Origin of the sequence: Mesoterricola silvestris, assembly GCF_030295405.1 — a bacterium.
Taxonomy (GTDB): domain Bacteria; phylum Acidobacteriota; class Holophagae; order Holophagales; family Holophagaceae; genus Mesoterricola; species Mesoterricola silvestris.
Window position 1 is genome coordinate 425,125 of sequence record NZ_AP027080.1, and the last position, 16,178, is coordinate 441,302.

A 16,178-nucleotide genomic window follows, 5' to 3' on the forward strand; every position below is an offset into this window, starting at 1 on the left:
GGATCCGGCTCCAGGGTCAAGGGGCAATTCAGATGAACCGGATGCGCACTTCCTTGAGGTACTTCTCCGTGAGGACCTTCTTCAGGCCCCGGAGGATGTTCCGGCGGATGTCCAGGTCCTCGGGGAGGCTGGGGTCCTGGAGGGCCTCGTTGATCTTGGTGCCGGCCACGATGTGGATGATGTCGCTGTCCAGGAGGATGCCGGCCAGCTGGGTGGCGGCGTTGGGCTTGAGGAGGTCGGGGGCGTCCTCCTCCTCCAGGAGGCGCACCATGCGGGCCAGGGTGATGGCGCCCTCGGTGACCAGGTCGAAACCCTCCATGCGGGAGATGGGGGGCACGTCGGGATCGAGGTTGCGCAGGTCCATGGTGAGGGCCCGGCCCAGCTCCCGGCCCAGGATGGCGGACGTGGTGCCGCCGCAGATGACCTTGCGGCCCGTGAAGGACTGGGCGATCTCGGCCATTTCCGGATCCTGGTCCCGGGAGACCGGGGCGCCGGTGAGGACCAGGACCTCCCGGGGCTCCCGGTAGTACATCACCGCGCAACTGATGTCGTCCTTCGCACTTCCACCGTCCAGGGCCTTGGCGCGGAGGACAAGGGTGCGAGCGAGCTGACGGGCCGAGATGCGGGGGCGCTCCCGGATCACCTTGCTGAGGTAGGCGGTGACCGCCGCCTGGCCCCAGCCCAGGGGCGCGCCTTCGCTGCCCACGCCGGCCTGGGTGACGCCGTCGGAGAAGAAGACGATGCGGTCCCCGGGGCGCACCTCGAACCGGGCGTGGCGCAGTTCGGCCTCGCGGCCTTCGGTGTCGGGCAGGGGCAGGATCTCCGGGGCGATGGGCACGGGCTCCGCGCCCCGCAGGAGGAGGCTGGGGGGATTGTCGTACTCCAGCACCCGGGTGGCGCCCCAGGGGTCCATTTCCACGATGGTGAAGGTGGAGTACGCGATCTGGCGCTCCCGGCACACCGGGAGCGTGGCCATGATGGTGCGCGCGGCCTTGCGCACGTCCATGTCCGATTCCATGTAGCGGATGGCCATGGTGGAGGTGAGGTTGGCCAGCACGTTGGCTTTGATGCCGCTGCCCAGGCCGTCGGCGAGCACCGAGATCACCCGGTGGTCCTCGGCGATCTTCTCGGAGAGGAAGACGTCCCCGCACGCGGCCTGGCTGTGCTTGCGCTCCTGGTAGTAGTCCACTTCCATGAAGTGGCGGGTCATCGCTCCGGCCTCTTCACCGGCGGCAGCTGGAAGGACTCGATGATCGAACCCAGGATCAGCTCGGTCTCGGCGGCGTTCTCGCCCAGGAGGTAGGCGATCTGCTGCACGGTGGTGACGTTCTTGCGGATGACGTCCTGGGTTTTCTGGATGATCTGCTCGCGGACAACCGCGGGCTCCGTGATGTCCTGGAGGATGCCGCCCACCATGTGGCCCGATTCGATGGGGAAGACCATGAGGCGGATGACCCGGTCCCCCACCCGCAGGTCCTTGCGGATCGGTTCGCCGTGGGAATCCAGGGCCTCCATGAACAGGCGGCTGAAGGGCGCCACCTTGGCCAGGGACGCCCCCTCCATGCCGGGGCGGGCCTCGTAGATCATGAGGCACTCCGGGCCCATGAGCTCCGCGAAGAGGCGGTTGCACTCCACGATGGCGAGGTTCTCGTCGGCGATGACGACCCCGCTGGGCATGGCGCGGATGAGCGCGTTGGCCTTGTTCATGGCCAGCTTGCGCATGTGGGAGACGCACATGCCCGGCTCGGCCCGGCCTTCGAGGAGGGCCAGGGCCAGGGACCGGCAGTCGTCGTAGCCGCAGCCGCCGCAGTTGAGCTGGTCCTCGGGCTGGGTCTTTCCCACCAGCCGCAGGGCCCGCTTGATGTCGGCCGAACTGTGGTCCGGGGGCACCACGGGGTCCTGGTGCACCGGCGAAGCCAGGTCCACGGTGGGGGCCTGGGGCGGCCCCACCTCGCCGGGGAAGTGGTCCATGACGCGCAGCCACTTGATGGCCGTTCCGCAGGAGCCCGAGGCCTGGGGCCCGTTGACGCAGCCCCCCTCGCAGGCCAGGAGCTCGAGGAAGAGCCCCCGGGCGTCGGAATCCAGGCCCTTGAGGGCCTCCTGGATGCCCGGGATGCCGGAGAAGGCCATGAAGCTGGCGCCCCGGGCGCCGGCGCCCTGGATGCCCCGGATCATGCCCCCGTCCATGGGGTAGAGGGCGCCCTCCCGGGCCCGGTCCGGGATGAATTCCCCGTCGGGGTCCTGGGCGGCGGGGTCGATGCCCCGGTCCTCGAACCAGCGCCTGAGATCGGCGAAGGTGAGGGCGGCGTCCAGGAGCAGCGGATTGGCGTCGGCCTCCAGCTTCTTGGAGATGCAGGGGCCCAGGAAGACGATGCCCACGTCCTCCCCGTACTCCTTCTTGAGCAGCCTGCAGTGGGCCAGGAGGGGGGAGACGTAGCGGGTCACCGCGTCCAGGTGCTGCGGATGGTACTTGCGGATGAGCTCGACCGCCGTGGGGCAGGCCGAGGAGATGGAGAGGCCCGAGGGGTCCCGGGCCAGGGCCGCCGCGCAGGCCCCGGAGACCTGCTGGGCCCCCAGGGCCGTCTCCGACACGCCCCAGAACCCCAGGGCCTTGAGGGCGCCGACCATGGCGCCCGGAGCGACCCCGGGGAATTCCGAGACGAAGGACGGGGCCAGGGAGGCCACCACCTTGGGCCTTCGTTTGAGCAGGAGCCGGGCGCGGTACAGGTCGTCCCGCACCTTCTTGGCCCCCACGGGGCAGACGTTGACGCAGGTGCCGCAGTAGACGCATCTCTCGGGAATGACCGCGGCGCTGCCGTTCTGGACCTTGATGGCCTTGACGGGGCACTGCCGGACGCACTTGTAGCAGTCCTGGCACTGCGTCTTTTCCGTGAAGATGGGCTTTTCCTTGTTCACCTGACGTCTCCGGCGGACTGGCCCAGGCGCTCTTCCAGGGTCTGCAGGATGGCCTTGGGCTCCATCCCGCAGAAGCACTCGCCCTGGATCGTGACATTGGGTCCCTGGCGGCAGCGGTCCTGGCACAGGGTGCCGCGGACCTGGACGTCCTGCTCCAGGCCGTGCTCCCTCAGGTAGCCCTGGATGAGGTCCAGGACCTTGATGTTGCCCCGGGAGAAGCAGGCGCTGCCCATGCAGACTACCAGCTCAATGGCAGGCATGGCCCGCCTCTGAGGGTTCCAGTTCGCCCTTGCGGGCCTTCTCGATGAGCGCCTTGACCCCCTCCAGGTCGGCCCGGTGCAGGGTATGCCCGGCCACGCGCACCGAGGGGCCCCTGTCGCAGGCTTCCATGCAGAAGGTGGCGCGGATCTCCACCTCCTCGCCCAGCTCCTGCTCCTCCACGTGGTGGAGCAGGGACTGCAGCAGGCGCTGGGAGCCCCGGATGTGGCAGGAGGTGCCCACGCAGACGCTCACCGGGATCCGGGCGCCCCCCGCCTCGGTGAGGGCGATGCCCTCGCCCTGGATGCGGCGCCGGATGCTGTAGTGGGTGTGCAGGAGGCGGTGGGCCTCGGGGGAATTGGGCTCGCCCAGGTGGTCCTTGTAGGCCTGGGTGACCAGGGAGTTGTCCTTGGACACCCGCAGGTCCATGGACGCGTCCAGGCGGCGCAGGGAATCCGCCCGGCGCTGCCGGGTGCGGGAATCCAGGGCCACGGGCTGGCCCGCGCCTCCGGAGCACCCGCCGGGGCAGGCCATGACCTCCACGAAGTCGTAGTGCTCGCGGCCGGCGCGCACGTCCTCCATGAGGGCCCGGGCATTGGCCAGGCCATGCACCACGGCGATGCGCACCTCCCCCCCGGGCAGGTCCAGGACGGCGGTGCGCCGACCCTTGGTGGACCGCACCTGCTCCAGGATGGGGCCTTCGCCCAGGACGCCCACCACGTTGCGGATGACCGCCTCGGTGACGCCGCCTGAGTTGCCGAAGATGATGCCGCCGCCGGTCTTGAAGCCGAAGGGCATGTCCATGCCCTCGGGCTCCAGCTCGCCCAGGGCCAGGCCGGCGTTCTGGATCATGCGGCCCAGTTCCTGGGTGGTGATGACGTAGTCCACGTCGGGGTTGCCCTCCACGCCGAACTCCGGGCGCCTGGCTTCCGACTTCTTGGCGGTGCAGGGCATGATGGACACCACCACGAGATCCTTGCGGTCGATGCCCAGCTCCTTGGGCAACGTGTCCTTGGCCAGGGAGCCGAACATCTGCTGGGGGCTGCGGCAGCTGGAGAGGTGGGGCAGCTCGGCGGCGTATTCCTGTTCCATGAACTGCACCCAGGCCGGGCAGCAGGAGGTGAACAGGGGGAGCTTCTCGCCCTTGGCGCGCCGGGAGAGGAATTCGGCGCCCTCCTCCATGATGGTCAGGTCGGCCGCGAAGGCGGTGTCGAAGACCTTGTCGAAGCCCAGGCGCCGCAGGGCGGCCACGGCCCGGCCCATGACATGGCTGTCGTCGCCCAGGCCGAAGAGCTCGCCCAGGGCCACCCGCACCGCCGGGGCCACCTGGACCACGACCGTCTTGGAGGGATCGTTGAGGGCCGCGTGGACCTCGTCCACGTCCTGCTTGACGGTGATGGCGCCCGTGGGGCACACGGCGGCGCACTGGCCGCACTGCACGCATTCCACGTCCGCCATGGCCATGTCGAAGGCCGGGGCCACGGTCACCTGGGAGCCGCGGCGGGTGAAGTCCAGCACGCCCAGGCCCTGGATCTCCTGGCACACCCGCACGCAGTCGCCGCAGAGGACGCACTTGTTGGGGTCGCGCACCAGGCCGTGGCTGGAGGTGTCCAGGGGCTTCGTCTCCCGGGGCGCGTTGAAGCGCACCTTGTCCACGCCCAGGCGCTGGGCCAGGGACTGGAGCTTGCAGGAGCCGCTCTTGCCGCAGGTGGGGCAGTCGTGGTCGCCGCTGGCCAGGAGGAGCTCCAGGTTGACCTTGCGCAGTTCGCGGATGGGGCCGGTCTGGGTGCGCACGCGCATGCCGGGCTCGGGCAGGGTGGAGCAGGCCGCGATCATCCCGCGGCCCTCCACGTCCACCACGCAGAGGCGGCAGGCGCCGTAGATGCTCAGCTCGCTGTGGTAGCAGAAGGTGGGCAGCTCGATGTGGGCCTTGCGGATCACCTCCAGCAGGTTGCGCTCGCCCTGGATGGGGACCTTGAAGCCGTCGATGGTGAGGGTTTCGGAAGCGCTCATGTCAGGCTCCAGTGATCGCGTTGAATTTGCAGGCGTCCACGCAGGCTCCGCAGCGGATGCATTTGCCGGGGTCGATTTGATGGGCCGTCTTGCGCTCGCCGATGATCGCGCCGACCGGGCATTTCCTCGCGCAGAGGGTGCAGCCCTTGCAGAGCGAGGCCTCGATGGCCGGGGTCATGAGGGCCTTGCACACCCGGCTCGGGCAGACCTTGCGGTGCACGTGGGCCTCGTACTCGTCGCGGAAGTGCTTGAGGGTCGACAGCACCGGGTTCGGGGCGGTCTTTCCAAGGCCGCAGAGCGCGCCCACCTTGACGTTGCGGGCCAGCATCTCGAGGAGGGGAAGGGTCTCCTCCGTGGCCCGGCCCTCGGTGATGTCGTCCAGCAGGGCCAGCATCTGGCGCGTGCCCTCCCGGCAGGGGACGCACTTGCCGCAGCTTTCGTTCTGGGTGAACTGCATGAAGAACTTGGCCACCTGCACCATGCAGGTCTCCTGGTTCATCACCACCAGGCCCCCGGAGCCCACCATGGCGCCGATGCTGGTGAGGTTGTCGAAGTCCATGGGCAGGTCCAGGTGCTCCCGGGTGAGGCAGCCCCCCGAGGGGCCCCCGATCTGCACCGCCTTGAAGCCCGCTTCGGAGATCCGGCCGTCCTTGCCGGTGACCCCGCCGCCCACCTCGTAGACGATGTGGCGCAGGCTGGTGCCGAAGGGAACCTCGATCAGCCCCGTGTTGGCCACGTGGCCGGTGAGGGCGAAGGTCTTGGTGCCCGGGCTGGCCGGGGTGCCGGTCTCCTTGAAGGCCGCGGCGCCCTGGGCCAGGATGAGCGGGACCGAGGCGAGGGTTTCGACGTTGTTGATGATGGTGGGCTTGCCGAAGAGGCCGCACTGGGCGGGGAAGGGGGGCTTGGGCATGGGCATGCCCCGCTGGCCCTCGATGGAGGCCAGCAGCGCCGTTTCCTCGCCGCACACGAAGGCGCCCGCGCCCTCCATGACGTGGACCCGGAAGCCCATGCCGGTGCCGAAGAGATCGTCGCCCAGGAGGCCCAGCTTCTCCGCGTCCGCCGCGGCCCGCCGCACGCGGGCGACGGCCAGGGGGTACTCGGCCCGGACGTAGACATAGCCTTCATCCGCTCCGATGGCGCGGGCCGCGATCATCATGCCCTCGATGACGGCGTGGGGATTGCCCTCCATGACCGAACGGTCCATGAAGGCCCCCGGATCGCCCTCGTCCCCGTTGCAGACGATGTACTTCTTGGGACCGGGCTGCACCCGGGCCATCTCCCACTTCCGGCCCGTGGGGAAACCGCCGCCGCCGCGGCCCCGGAGCCCCGAAGCCAGGATCTCGCCGCACACCGCGTCGGGCTGCATCTCCAGGTATGCCTTCGCGGCGGAGCGGTAGCCGCCCTGGGAGAGGTACTCCCGGATGTCCTCGGGATCCAGGCTGCCGCAGCTCTTGAGCACGGTGCGCTGCTGGAGCGCGTAGAAGGGGATCTCGTGGCGGCCGCGGCAGGGCTTGCCCGTGGTCGGGTGGGGGTAGAGGAGGCGCTCCACGGCCTTGCCGTCCAGGAGCGTCTGGCTCACGATCTCGGCCACGTCCGTAGGCCGGACCTTGCAGTAGAGGATCCCGTCGGGCTCGATGCTGAGGAGGGGCCCCATCTGGCAGAAGCCCTGGCAGCCGCTCTTGGTGAGCAGGCCGTCCCGGTCGCGGGTCTCCTCGAAGTCCAGTTCGATGTCCAGGGAGATGCCGTGGTCCCCGGCCTCCTTGCGGAGGGCCTCGAAGACCTTCATGGCTCCGTTGGCCATGCATCCCGTGCCGGCGCAGATGACGACGCGCCTGCGGAAATGCTTGGACGACTTGCCGTAGGCCTCGCCCATGGCCTGGAGTTCCATCAACGCTGCGCTCACATTCCCTCCTGCTGCCGGATGCCTTCAAGGATTTCGCAGGCCTGGTCAGGCCCCACCTGCCCGTGCACGTCCTCGTTGACCACCATGGCCGGCGCGAGCCCGCAGGCTCCCAGGCACGAGACGGTCTCGAGGGTGAACATCATGTCCGCCGTGGTCTTGCGGGATCCGCCCAGCCCCAGCTTGCCCTGGAGGGCGTCCACCAGGTCCTGGCTCCCCTTCACGTGGCAGGCCGTGCCGTCGCACACGCGGATGACGTACTTGCCCTTGGGCTGCAGGGCGAAATGGCTGTAGAACGTCGCCACGCCGTAGACCTTGGCGGGGGAGATGCCCAGGGACGTGGCCACCAGGGTCATGACCTCCTCGGGAAGGTACCGGTACTCCTCCTGCACCGCCTGGAGGATGGGCACCAGCCGCGTGCGGTCGCGGTTGTGGCCGTCGAGTATCTGGATCACCTTCTCGAACCTGCGCCCTGCTTCCTGGGCCACCTTTGCCGTTGCGTCCATGCTGGGACTCCTTTCATTCGGGACAGACCTCCCCCTCCGGCTCCTGGCCGGGGGCGGGTGAAGGGGTTGTTCCGGCCCTGGGCCGGGGGCTAGCCCACGGGCTGCGGAGTGCAGGTGTCCGAGAGCTTGCGCAGAAGGAGTGCGAGGCTGGTGAAGAGCTCGAGGTTCTCGACGATGACGTGGTCCGGGACATCCAGGTTCACGGGCGCGAAGTTCCAGATGGCCCGGATGCCGCTGCCCACCATGAGATCGGCCGTGGCCTGGGCGGCCTCGGAGGGAACGGTGAGGATGCCCACGGCGATGTGCATGCGTTCCGCGAGGCTGGTGAACTTCTCCATGGGAAGCACGGGCGTGTCGCCGATGCGGAGCCCCGCCTTGGTGGGGTCATGGTCGAAGGCCGCCACGATGCGCGCCCCCGCCTTGTCGAACCCGGGATATTTCATGAGCGCCGTGCCCAGGCTCCCCACGCCCACCAGGAACGCGTCGGAATGGCTGTCCCAGTGGAGGAAGCCCTCGATGGCCGTCAGCAGCTCGGAGATCTTGTGCCCGGTCTTGGGCCGCCCCTGGCAGCCCGTGATCGCCAGGTCCTTGCGCACCTGGGTGTGATGGACGCCCAGCACCTCCGCCATGTGCGCCGCCGAAACCTGTTCCTGGCCGGCGTTCTTGAGGCGCGAGAGGTACTGGTAGTACCTCGGGAGCCTTCTGAGCGTGGGGATTGGAACCGATGGGCCGGGCACGGTGGCCTCCAGGTGAATCAGGATTTTTGTGTCGATACAAAAATCATGATTCATGATTGCCTCCCCCCTGGTTCCATGTCAATGCCCCCGGAACCGCTTCCCGGGGGGATGATGGATTGGTGATCTCAAAAATCCATGTAATGAATGATTAGGATGGATCCAAATACTTCTTTGATTGGCCAAGATCAATATTCTAGGTATGTAATTGAAATCGAACGCTACGCGCCTCCTGGAACGCCGGGGCATAAATTCCAGGCCGAGCTCCAGCCCCGAACACAATAACCCTATCCCATCAAGCAGAACAGGCCCTTCCTTATCCTGCTTTTTCCCCTGAATCCGGTTCATCCCCGTTCCAACCCCGCCGCGAGTCGCCGGTACCTGGAGGCCAGGGATGGACCCCATTGCGATCCAGGCCCCGGGACCACGCTGCGACCCACCCCAGCGCAACCCCTGCGGAAACGGGGACGAACGGGATCCAGGGGATGAACGGGGATCCGGCGCACCTTCCCGGTCCATCCCCAGCCGGGATTCAACCGGGACGATTCCACCCTAAAGAAATATTTCGTTAATTCGATAAATTATCATCGATCAAAATGGGATACATATTAATTATGTTTACAATATATATCAAATATCTTCAACCGATATGATTCTTTCCATTGACATCCGCATTCCCATTGAGTTAGATTTGCCGCCATAGGTCCGTGCCGTCGCGGATTATTCTAATACACATATGTATTTAAATATTAAATAACCTAACCTTATCCACCCATCGGAAACCTCTATCCCCAACTGCTCATGCGTCTATCCCGGCTCTGCTCCGGACGACGTGATTTTCCCTGTTGCCCTCGCCGCCCACCCGGGCCGGGGGGGCTACCCCTTCATCAAAAGGATGGTAATCGCCATGTGGGGAATCGACTGCATCCCGAAGCCCGGACCGTCTTCCGCCCTCTCCTGGGGGAGGCTCCACAAGGCCCCCTGGGTGCGGCGGGGCGGGAAGCTCCTGCTGGACGCGGGACTGGCGGTCCTCGCCTGGGCGCTGGCGGAAGCGGCGGGGGAACAGGTGGAGCCCTTCCCGGGGAGCCTGGTCTTCTTCGTGAGCCTGGCCCTGGCCGTGAATCTCGCCCGGCAGCTCACGGCCCAGCATTACCGGCTCATGGGCCTGCGGGATGCCAAGGCGATCCTGTACGCGGACCTGGTCCTCATCCTGGCCTCCCTGGCCTTCTGCGCCCTCCGCCAGGAGGGGCCGGTGGCGGGCGAAGGCGTCTTCCTGGGGGCCAGCCTGCTCTGCGGGGTGCTCTGGTTCCTGGCGCGGATCCTGGTGGGAACCCTGGTGGGGTACCGGCCCGGGGACACCCCCTTCACGGAGCGGGCCCTCATCGTGGGGGCGGGGCGGGCGGGGCTCCGGCTCTGCCAGGAGGTGCGGGAGCATCCCAAGGTCCGGTTCCAGGTGGTGGGCTTCGTGGACGACGCCCCCGACAAGCAGGGGGTGCGCATCGAGGGGGTGCCCGTGCTGGGCGCCACGGGGCAGCTGCGGGAGCTCGTGCGGGACCGGGGCATCTCCGTGGTGATCCTGGGGCCGGCCAGCGCCCCGGGTCCCCGGGCGCGGGAGCTCTGCCGGGAGGTGCAGGCCCTGGGCGTGAAGGTCCGGACCGTGCCGGGCATCCTGGACTTTGTGGGGGAACGGCCCTGGAGGGCCCAGGGGCGGGAGGTGGCCATCGAGGAGCTCCTCCGGCGCGAGCCGGTGGTCCTGGACGCTTCGGCCATCCGCAGGGCGCTGGAAGGAAGGGTGTCCCTCATCACGGGGGCGGGGGGCTCCATCGGAAGCGAACTCGCCCGCAGGGTGGCGGCCTGCGGACCCAGCCGGGTGGTCCTCCTGGGCCGTGGCGAGAACAGCCTCTGGGAGATCGAGGGGGACCTGGCCCGCAGGTTCCCGGGCCTTCCCGTGGAGGTGGCCCTCTGCGACGTGCGGGATCCGGCCAGGCTCCGCCAGGTCTTCGAGGCCTGGCGGCCCCGGGCCGTGTTCCACGCCGCGGCCCACAAGCACGTGCCCTACCTGGAAAGGCACCCGGAGGAGGCGGTCATCAACAACATCCTGGGCACGAGGAACGTGCTGGAGGCGGCCCTGGCCGCGGGCACGGCGATCTTCGTGAACGTATCCACGGACAAGGCGGTGAACCCCGTGAACGCCCTGGGGGTGAGCAAGCGCATCGGGGAGCACCTGGTGACCCTCGCCGCCGGCCACGCGCCGGCGGGAACCCGGTTCGTGAGCGTCCGGTTCGGCAACGTCCTGGGAAGCCGGGGCAGCGTCATTCCCCTCTTCCGGGAGCAGATCGCCCGGGGGGGGCCCATCACCGTCACCCACCCGGACATGGTGCGGTACTTCATGACGATCCCGGAGGCCGTCCAACTGGCCCTGCAGGCCGGGATCCTGGGGGAGACCGCCAAGGTCTTCGCCCTGGACATGGGGGCGCCGGTGCGGATCATGGACCTCGCCCAGGACATGGCGCGCCTTTCGGGCTACAGCGCCGGGGTGGACATCGATATCAAGATCACCGGCGCCCGGCCCGGAGAGAAGCTCTTCGAGGAGCTCTTCTCCGACGTGGAGGACCGCAAGGCCGACATCCACGCCAAGGTGTTCGAGGCCGTGCAGGACCGGCCGGATCCGGAGCTGCTGGAGCGGGGCCTGCGGGCCCTGGAGGCGGCCTCGGCCCTGCCCGAGGGGGAGCGCCAGCGGAGGATCCTCGTGTGGTTCCGCCGCCTCGTCCCGGCCTACACCCCTTCCCCCGAGGGCCTCGGGCGGTGGCTGGAGGCGCCCAGGGCGGCCGCGGCCTCCGGGGCGGCGCGCCCCTAGCCATGCGGACCCCCTCCCTTCCCCCCGGCCTGCGCAGGCCCCTGGCCCTCGCCCTCCTGGCGGGGCTGGCGGCGGCGGGGCTCTCGTCCCTCCTGCCCGACCAGTTCCGGGCCGAGGTCCGCATCCTGCCCGACGCCGGGCACGCGGGTCCCCAGAATCACGCCGGCATCTGGGCGCCCACGGCGCCCCCGGTGGGACCCGGGACGCGGGAGGACGGGCCCACCGTCATCTACGACGACATCCTGCGGAGCCGGAGGGTGGCCGACGCGGTGCTTTCGGCCACCTACGCCTACCGGGACCGGCCGTGGCGCTTCGGCGCCCTCCGGGACCGCCGGGGGACCCTGCTGGAGTACCTGGGCGCCGGGGACCCGGACCGGGCCATGGGCGCCTTCAGGGGCCTGCTGCGGGTGGAGCGCAATCCCAAGTCGGGCCTGCTCACCCTCACGGCGGAGACCCGGTCCCCCGAGCTGAGCCTCCAGGTGGTGCGCAGGGCCACGGAGGAGCTGCGCCGGGCGCTGGTGGACCTGGCCCAGGCCGAGGGCCGGAACCGGGCCCGGACCGCCCGGGAGCGGCTGGAGGAGGTGGGCGTCATCTGCTCCGGGAAGGACGAGGCCTTCCGGCGGTTCCAGGACGCCAACCGCAACTGGGAGACCAGCGCCGCCCCCGACCTCCGCTTCCAGGGGGAGCGCCTGCGGGGGCAGGTGGCCCTGTGGAGGCGCGTCCAGGAGAACCTCACCCTCAACCAGGAGCAGGCCCTGCTGGAGGCCCGCAACGACGCCCAGACGCTCCTGGTCCTGGACGCCGGCGACCTGCCCCGGGCCAAGAGCCGTCCCCACCGGTCCTTCATCGTGTTCGGAGCCATGGTCGTCACCGGCACGGCCACCTGGGCCGCCCTCAACCGAACCAAGGTCCACGACCTTTTCATCGCCAAGGAGAAGCCATGAGCACCCGCGTTGCCCCGGCCCATGCCGGGGAACTGATCCGGAAAATCGAGAACCGCACCGCCCTCGTGGGGGTGGTGGGCCTGGGGTACGTGGGCCTTCCCCTGGCGGTGGAAAAGGCCAAGGTGGGCTTCCGGGTGGTCGGCTTCGACCGGAACGCCTCCCGGGTGGCCAGCGTCAACATGGGCGTCAACTACATCGACGACGTGCGCGACGCCGAGCTGCGGGACCTGGCGCTGGACCACCGTCGCCTGGAGGCCACCTCGGAGTGGGCCCGCCTGGCGGAGATGGACGCCATCGTGATCTGCGTCCCGACCCCGCTGACCCGCAACCTGACGCCGGACCTGCAGTTCGTGGAGGCCGTCACGCGCGAGGTGGCCCGGCGCCTGCGGCCCGGCCAGTTCGTGAGCCTGGAGAGCACCACCTACCCGGGGACGACGGAGGAGCTCATCAAGCCCATCCTGGAATCCACGGGCCTTCGGGAGGGCGAGGACTTCCACCTGGCCTTCAGCCCGGAGCGGGTGGACCCCGGCAACAAGCGGTTCACCACCCGCAACACCAGCAAGGTGGTGGGCGCGGCCGGCCCCGGGAGCCTGGACGTGGCGCTGGCCTTCTACCGGCAGACCATCGTGGACGTGGTCCCCGTCACCTCCGCCCGGGTGGCGGAGATGGTGAAGGTCTTCGAGAACACCTTCCGGGCGGTGAACATCGCCCTGGTGAACGAGATGGCCATGCTCTGCGACCGCATGGGCCTGGACGTGTGGGAGGTGCTGGACGCCGCGGGCACCAAGCCCTTCGGCATCATGCCCTTCTACCCGGGGCCCGGGGTGGGGGGGCACTGCATCCCCCTCGACCCCCACTACCTGGAATGGAAGGCCCGGGAATTCAATTTCAACACCCGCTTCATCGCCCTGGCGGGGGAGATCAACCGCCGCATGCCGGAATTCGTCGTGGCCAAGGCCATGCGGATCCTCAGCGACCACGGCCTGGGCCTCCTGTCGGCCCGGATCCTGGTGCTGGGCCTGGCCTACAAGAAGGATGTGGCCGACGCCCGGGAAAGTCCCTGCGCCGAGGTGCTGGGGCTCCTGGCGGAGCGGGGCGCGCGGGTGGAATACCACGATTCCCACGTGCCCCACTTCGGCGACGGGCGCCTGGACCTGTGCAGCGTGGCCCTCACCGCCGACGCCCTGGACATGGCCGACCTGGTGGTCATCCTCACGGACCACTCGGACGTGGACTACGCCTTCGTCCTGCGCCACGCGCGGCTCGTCCTGGACACCCGCAACGCGACGCGGGGGATCAAGGCGGACCGGGAAGGGCTGGTGCTCCTGTGAGCGCCCCGGTGAAGGTGGCCGTGGCGGGGGCCGGCGCCTGGGGGCGCAACCACCTGCGCGTGCTCCACGGCCTGGGCGCCCTGGCCGGGGCGGTGGAGGTGTGCGAGGCCTCCCGGGAGCGGGTGAGGCAGGACTTCCCGGGCCTGCCGGTGTGGGGGTCCCTGGCGGAGGCCTTCCGCCACGGCGGGGCCTTGGACGGGGTGGTCATCGCCACGCCCGCGCCCACCCATGCGGACCTGGCCGGCGAGGCCCTCCGGGAGGGCCGGGGGGTCCTGGTGGAGAAGCCCATGACCCTGGAGGCCCGCGAAGCGGCGGGCCTGGTGGACCAGGCGGAAGGGGCGGGGCGGGTGCTCATGGTGGGCCACCTCCTCCTGTACCAGCCCGCGGTGCGCGAACTCAAGCGCCTGCTGGATTCGGGGATCCTGGGGCGGGTCCACCGGATCCACCAGGAGCGCACCAACCTGGGCCGGGTGCGGTCCACGGAGAGCGCCCTCTGGAGCCTGGCCCCCCACGACGTGGCGGTGCTCGTCCACCTCATGGGCGAAGCCCCGGTGCGGGTTTCGGCCGATGGCGCGGCCTTCCTGCAGCCCGGCGTCCACGACGACGTCCACCTGGAGCTGGGCTTCACCGGCGGCCGCAGCGCCCACGTGCACGTCTCCTGGTACTGGCCCGGGCGGGGCCGGGGCCTGCGGGTCCTGGGCGAGCGCGGAATGCTGGTGTACGACGAGGAGGACCAGAGCCTCGTCCTGCACCGGAAGCGGCTCCACGGGGGCGACTGCCCCCGGCGCCTGGAGACCGTGGACGACGGATCCGTCCGGGTCTTCGAGGGCCCGGGAGAGGCCCTGCGCCTGGAGGACGAGCACTTCCTCCACTGCCTGGCCACCGGCGCCACCCCCACGAGCGACGGCCGCAGCGGCCTCGACGTCATCCGGGTCCTGGAGCGGGCCGATGCCCAGCTCCTGGGGGCCCTTCCACCCAGCCTGAAGGAGGCCTGAATGAACATCCGAACCGAAACCCCGCCCTGCGCGGTGCATCCCCTGGCCGTGGTGGACGAAGGCGCCGCCGTGGGCGAGGGCACCCGCATCTGGCATTTCAGCCACGTGTACGGCGGGGCCGTGATCGGCGCCCACTGCAGCCTGGGCCAGAACGTCATGGTGGCCTCGGGCGTGACCATCGGCGACCACTGCAAGATCCAGAACAACGTCTCCCTCTACGAGGGGGTCGTGCTGGAGGAATACGTGTTCTGCGGGCCGAGCATGGTCTTCACGAACGTGCGCACCCCCCGCTGCCTCCACCCCCGGAACACCTCGGCCGATTACGCGCCCACCCGCGTCAAGCGCGGGGCCAGCATCGGGGCCAACGCCACCGTCGTCTGCGGCGTGACCCTGCACGAAGGCGCCTTCGTGGCCGCCGGGGCCGTGGTGACCCGGGACGTGCCGCCCTACGCCATGGTGGCGGGGGTCCCGGCCCGCGTGGTGGGCCACATGTGCGAGCGGGGCGAGCGCCTGCGCTTCGACGCCGCGGGGCTCGCGCGGACCAGCTACGGGCAGGCCTACCGCCGCAGGGCGGACGGCATCGTGCGCAAGGAGGAGGCATGAGCACCCAGACGCGGATCCCCAGCCTGGACCTGTCGGGGCCCGTGGAGGCCCTCTGGCCGGAACTCACGGGGGCGACGGAGCGGGTGCTCCGTTCCGCCCACTACATCCTCGGCCCCGAGGTGGCCGCCTTCGAAAGGGAGGCGGCCGGCTTCCTGGGCACGCGCCACGCGGTGGCCTGCAATTCGGGCACGGACGCCCTGGTGCTGGCCCTGCGGGCCCTGGGCATCGGGCCCGGGGACGAGGTGATCACCACCCCCTTCACCTTCTTCGCCACGCCCGAGGCCATCAGCAACGTGGGCGCTCAGCCGGTCTTCGTGGACATCGATCCGGAGACCTTCAACCTGGATCCCCGCCTCATCGACGCCGCCGTCACCCCCCGCACCCGGGCCCTCCTCCCCGTGCACCTCTTCGGCCTGCCCTGCGAGATGGCCGGCGTCCTGGGCGCCGCGGCCCGGCACGGGCTCCGGGTGGTGGAGGACTGCGCCCAGAGCTTCGGGGCCCGGTACCACGGCAAGGCCGCCGGCACCATGGGGCACGCGGGATGCTTCAGTTTCTTCCCCACGAAGAACCTCTCGGGATTCGGCGACGGGGGCCTGGTGGCCACGGACGACGAGGAGCTCGCCCAGGGGGCGCGGATGCTCCGGGTCCACGGGAGCCGGAAGAAATACCACAACGAGAAGGTGGGGTGCAATTCGCGCCTGGACGAACTGCAGGCCGCGCTCCTGCGGGTGAAGCTGCCCCGGGTGGAGGCGTGGAACGGGGCCCGGGTCCGGGCGGCGCGGATGTACCAGGACCTCCTGGCCGGGGAGGAGCGCCTCGTCCTGCCCGGCATCTGCGACGGCCACGTGTTCAACCAGTACACGGTGCGGGTGCGCCGGGGCGCCCCCGACCGGGACCGGGTGAAGGCGCGGCTCCTGGAGGAGGGCATCGAGACCAACGTGTACTACCCGGTGCCCTGCCACCGCCTTCCCGTCTATGGCCGGAGCCACGCTGGGGTGGTGTGCCCCCGGGCCGAGCGGGCCGCCGCGGAGGTGCTGAGCCTGCCGTTCTGGCCCAACATGGACGGGGAGGTCCAGGCCCACGTGGCGTCCACCCTCCGCCGCATCCTCGGGGAGGGGTGA

13 protein-coding genes are annotated in these 16,178 nt (G+C 69.6%); 6 read left to right on the forward strand and 7 right to left on the reverse strand.

Features of this window, described 5'->3' with window-relative positions; genetic code table 11:
- Positions 1-28: 28 nt before the first annotated feature.
- The 7 genes from R2J76_RS01970 to R2J76_RS02000 all read right to left on the reverse strand — a co-directional run bounded on the left by R2J76_RS01970 (position 29) and on the right by R2J76_RS02000 (position 8,330).
- On the reverse strand, positions 29-1,210 hold the full coding sequence (locus tag R2J76_RS01970; protein WP_316414092.1) for a PP2C family protein-serine/threonine phosphatase: 1,182 nt from the start codon (positions 1,208-1,210) through the stop codon (positions 29-31).
- Positions 1,207-2,916, reverse strand: a complete 1,710-nt coding sequence (locus R2J76_RS01975) for a [Fe-Fe] hydrogenase large subunit C-terminal domain-containing protein (protein WP_316414093.1) — start codon at positions 2,914-2,916, stop codon at positions 1,207-1,209. The genes R2J76_RS01970 and R2J76_RS01975 overlap by 4 nt, the downstream gene beginning before the upstream one ends.
- A complete protein-coding gene (locus R2J76_RS01980; protein ID WP_316414094.1) occupies positions 2,913-3,176 on the reverse strand; it encodes a (2Fe-2S) ferredoxin domain-containing protein in 264 nt (87 codons plus the stop codon). Before R2J76_RS01980 ends, R2J76_RS01975 begins: the two co-directional genes overlap by 4 nt.
- Positions 3,163-5,187 carry a [FeFe] hydrogenase, group A gene (locus R2J76_RS01985; protein ID WP_316414095.1) on the reverse strand — a complete coding sequence of 675 codons (2,025 nt, stop codon included), beginning with the start codon at positions 5,185-5,187 and terminating at the stop codon, positions 3,163-3,165. Before R2J76_RS01985 ends, R2J76_RS01980 begins: the two co-directional genes overlap by 14 nt.
- A gap of 1 nt (position 5,188) precedes the next feature.
- Positions 5,189-7,075, reverse strand: coding sequence for an NADH-ubiquinone oxidoreductase-F iron-sulfur binding region domain-containing protein (locus R2J76_RS01990; RefSeq protein WP_394366816.1), 1,887 nt, complete (start codon positions 7,073-7,075; stop codon positions 5,189-5,191).
- An 11-nt stretch (positions 7,076-7,086) separates the two neighbouring features.
- Complete coding sequence (gene nuoE, locus R2J76_RS01995) at positions 7,087-7,593, reverse strand: NADH-quinone oxidoreductase subunit NuoE (RefSeq protein WP_316414097.1); 507 nt, start codon at positions 7,591-7,593, stop codon at positions 7,087-7,089.
- Positions 7,594-7,682: 89 nt separating this feature from the next.
- Positions 7,683-8,330, reverse strand: coding sequence for a redox-sensing transcriptional repressor Rex (locus R2J76_RS02000; protein ID WP_316414098.1), 648 nt, complete (start codon positions 8,328-8,330; stop codon positions 7,683-7,685).
- 904 nt (positions 8,331-9,234) lie between these two features.
- Here R2J76_RS02000 and R2J76_RS02005 point away from each other — a divergent pair.
- Genes R2J76_RS02005 through R2J76_RS02030 form a run of 6 tightly spaced genes read left to right on the forward strand, consistent with a single transcriptional unit; the run spans position 9,235 to position 16,178 of the window.
- Positions 9,235-11,184 (forward strand): polysaccharide biosynthesis protein, encoded by a 1,950-nt coding sequence (locus R2J76_RS02005; protein WP_316414099.1) that lies wholly within the window; start codon positions 9,235-9,237, stop codon positions 11,182-11,184.
- Between the two features lie 2 nt (positions 11,185-11,186).
- Positions 11,187-12,128, forward strand: coding sequence for a hypothetical protein (locus R2J76_RS02010; RefSeq protein ID WP_316414100.1), 942 nt, complete (start codon positions 11,187-11,189; stop codon positions 12,126-12,128).
- Positions 12,125-13,459 carry a nucleotide sugar dehydrogenase gene (locus R2J76_RS02015; RefSeq protein ID WP_316414101.1) on the forward strand — a complete coding sequence of 445 codons (1,335 nt, stop codon included), beginning with the start codon at positions 12,125-12,127 and terminating at the stop codon, positions 13,457-13,459. The genes R2J76_RS02010 and R2J76_RS02015 overlap by 4 nt, the downstream gene beginning before the upstream one ends.
- Entirely contained in the window at positions 13,456-14,454 is a 999-nt protein-coding gene (locus tag R2J76_RS02020) for a Gfo/Idh/MocA family protein (RefSeq protein ID WP_316414102.1), read from the forward strand. The genes R2J76_RS02015 and R2J76_RS02020 overlap by 4 nt, the downstream gene beginning before the upstream one ends.
- Positions 14,455-15,057: an acyltransferase gene (locus R2J76_RS02025; RefSeq protein ID WP_316414103.1), complete on the forward strand. Its 603-nt coding sequence runs from the start codon at positions 14,455-14,457 to the stop codon at positions 15,055-15,057.
- Positions 15,054-16,178, forward strand: a complete 1,125-nt coding sequence (locus tag R2J76_RS02030; protein ID WP_316414104.1) for a DegT/DnrJ/EryC1/StrS family aminotransferase — start codon at positions 15,054-15,056, stop codon at positions 16,176-16,178. The genes R2J76_RS02025 and R2J76_RS02030 overlap by 4 nt, the downstream gene beginning before the upstream one ends.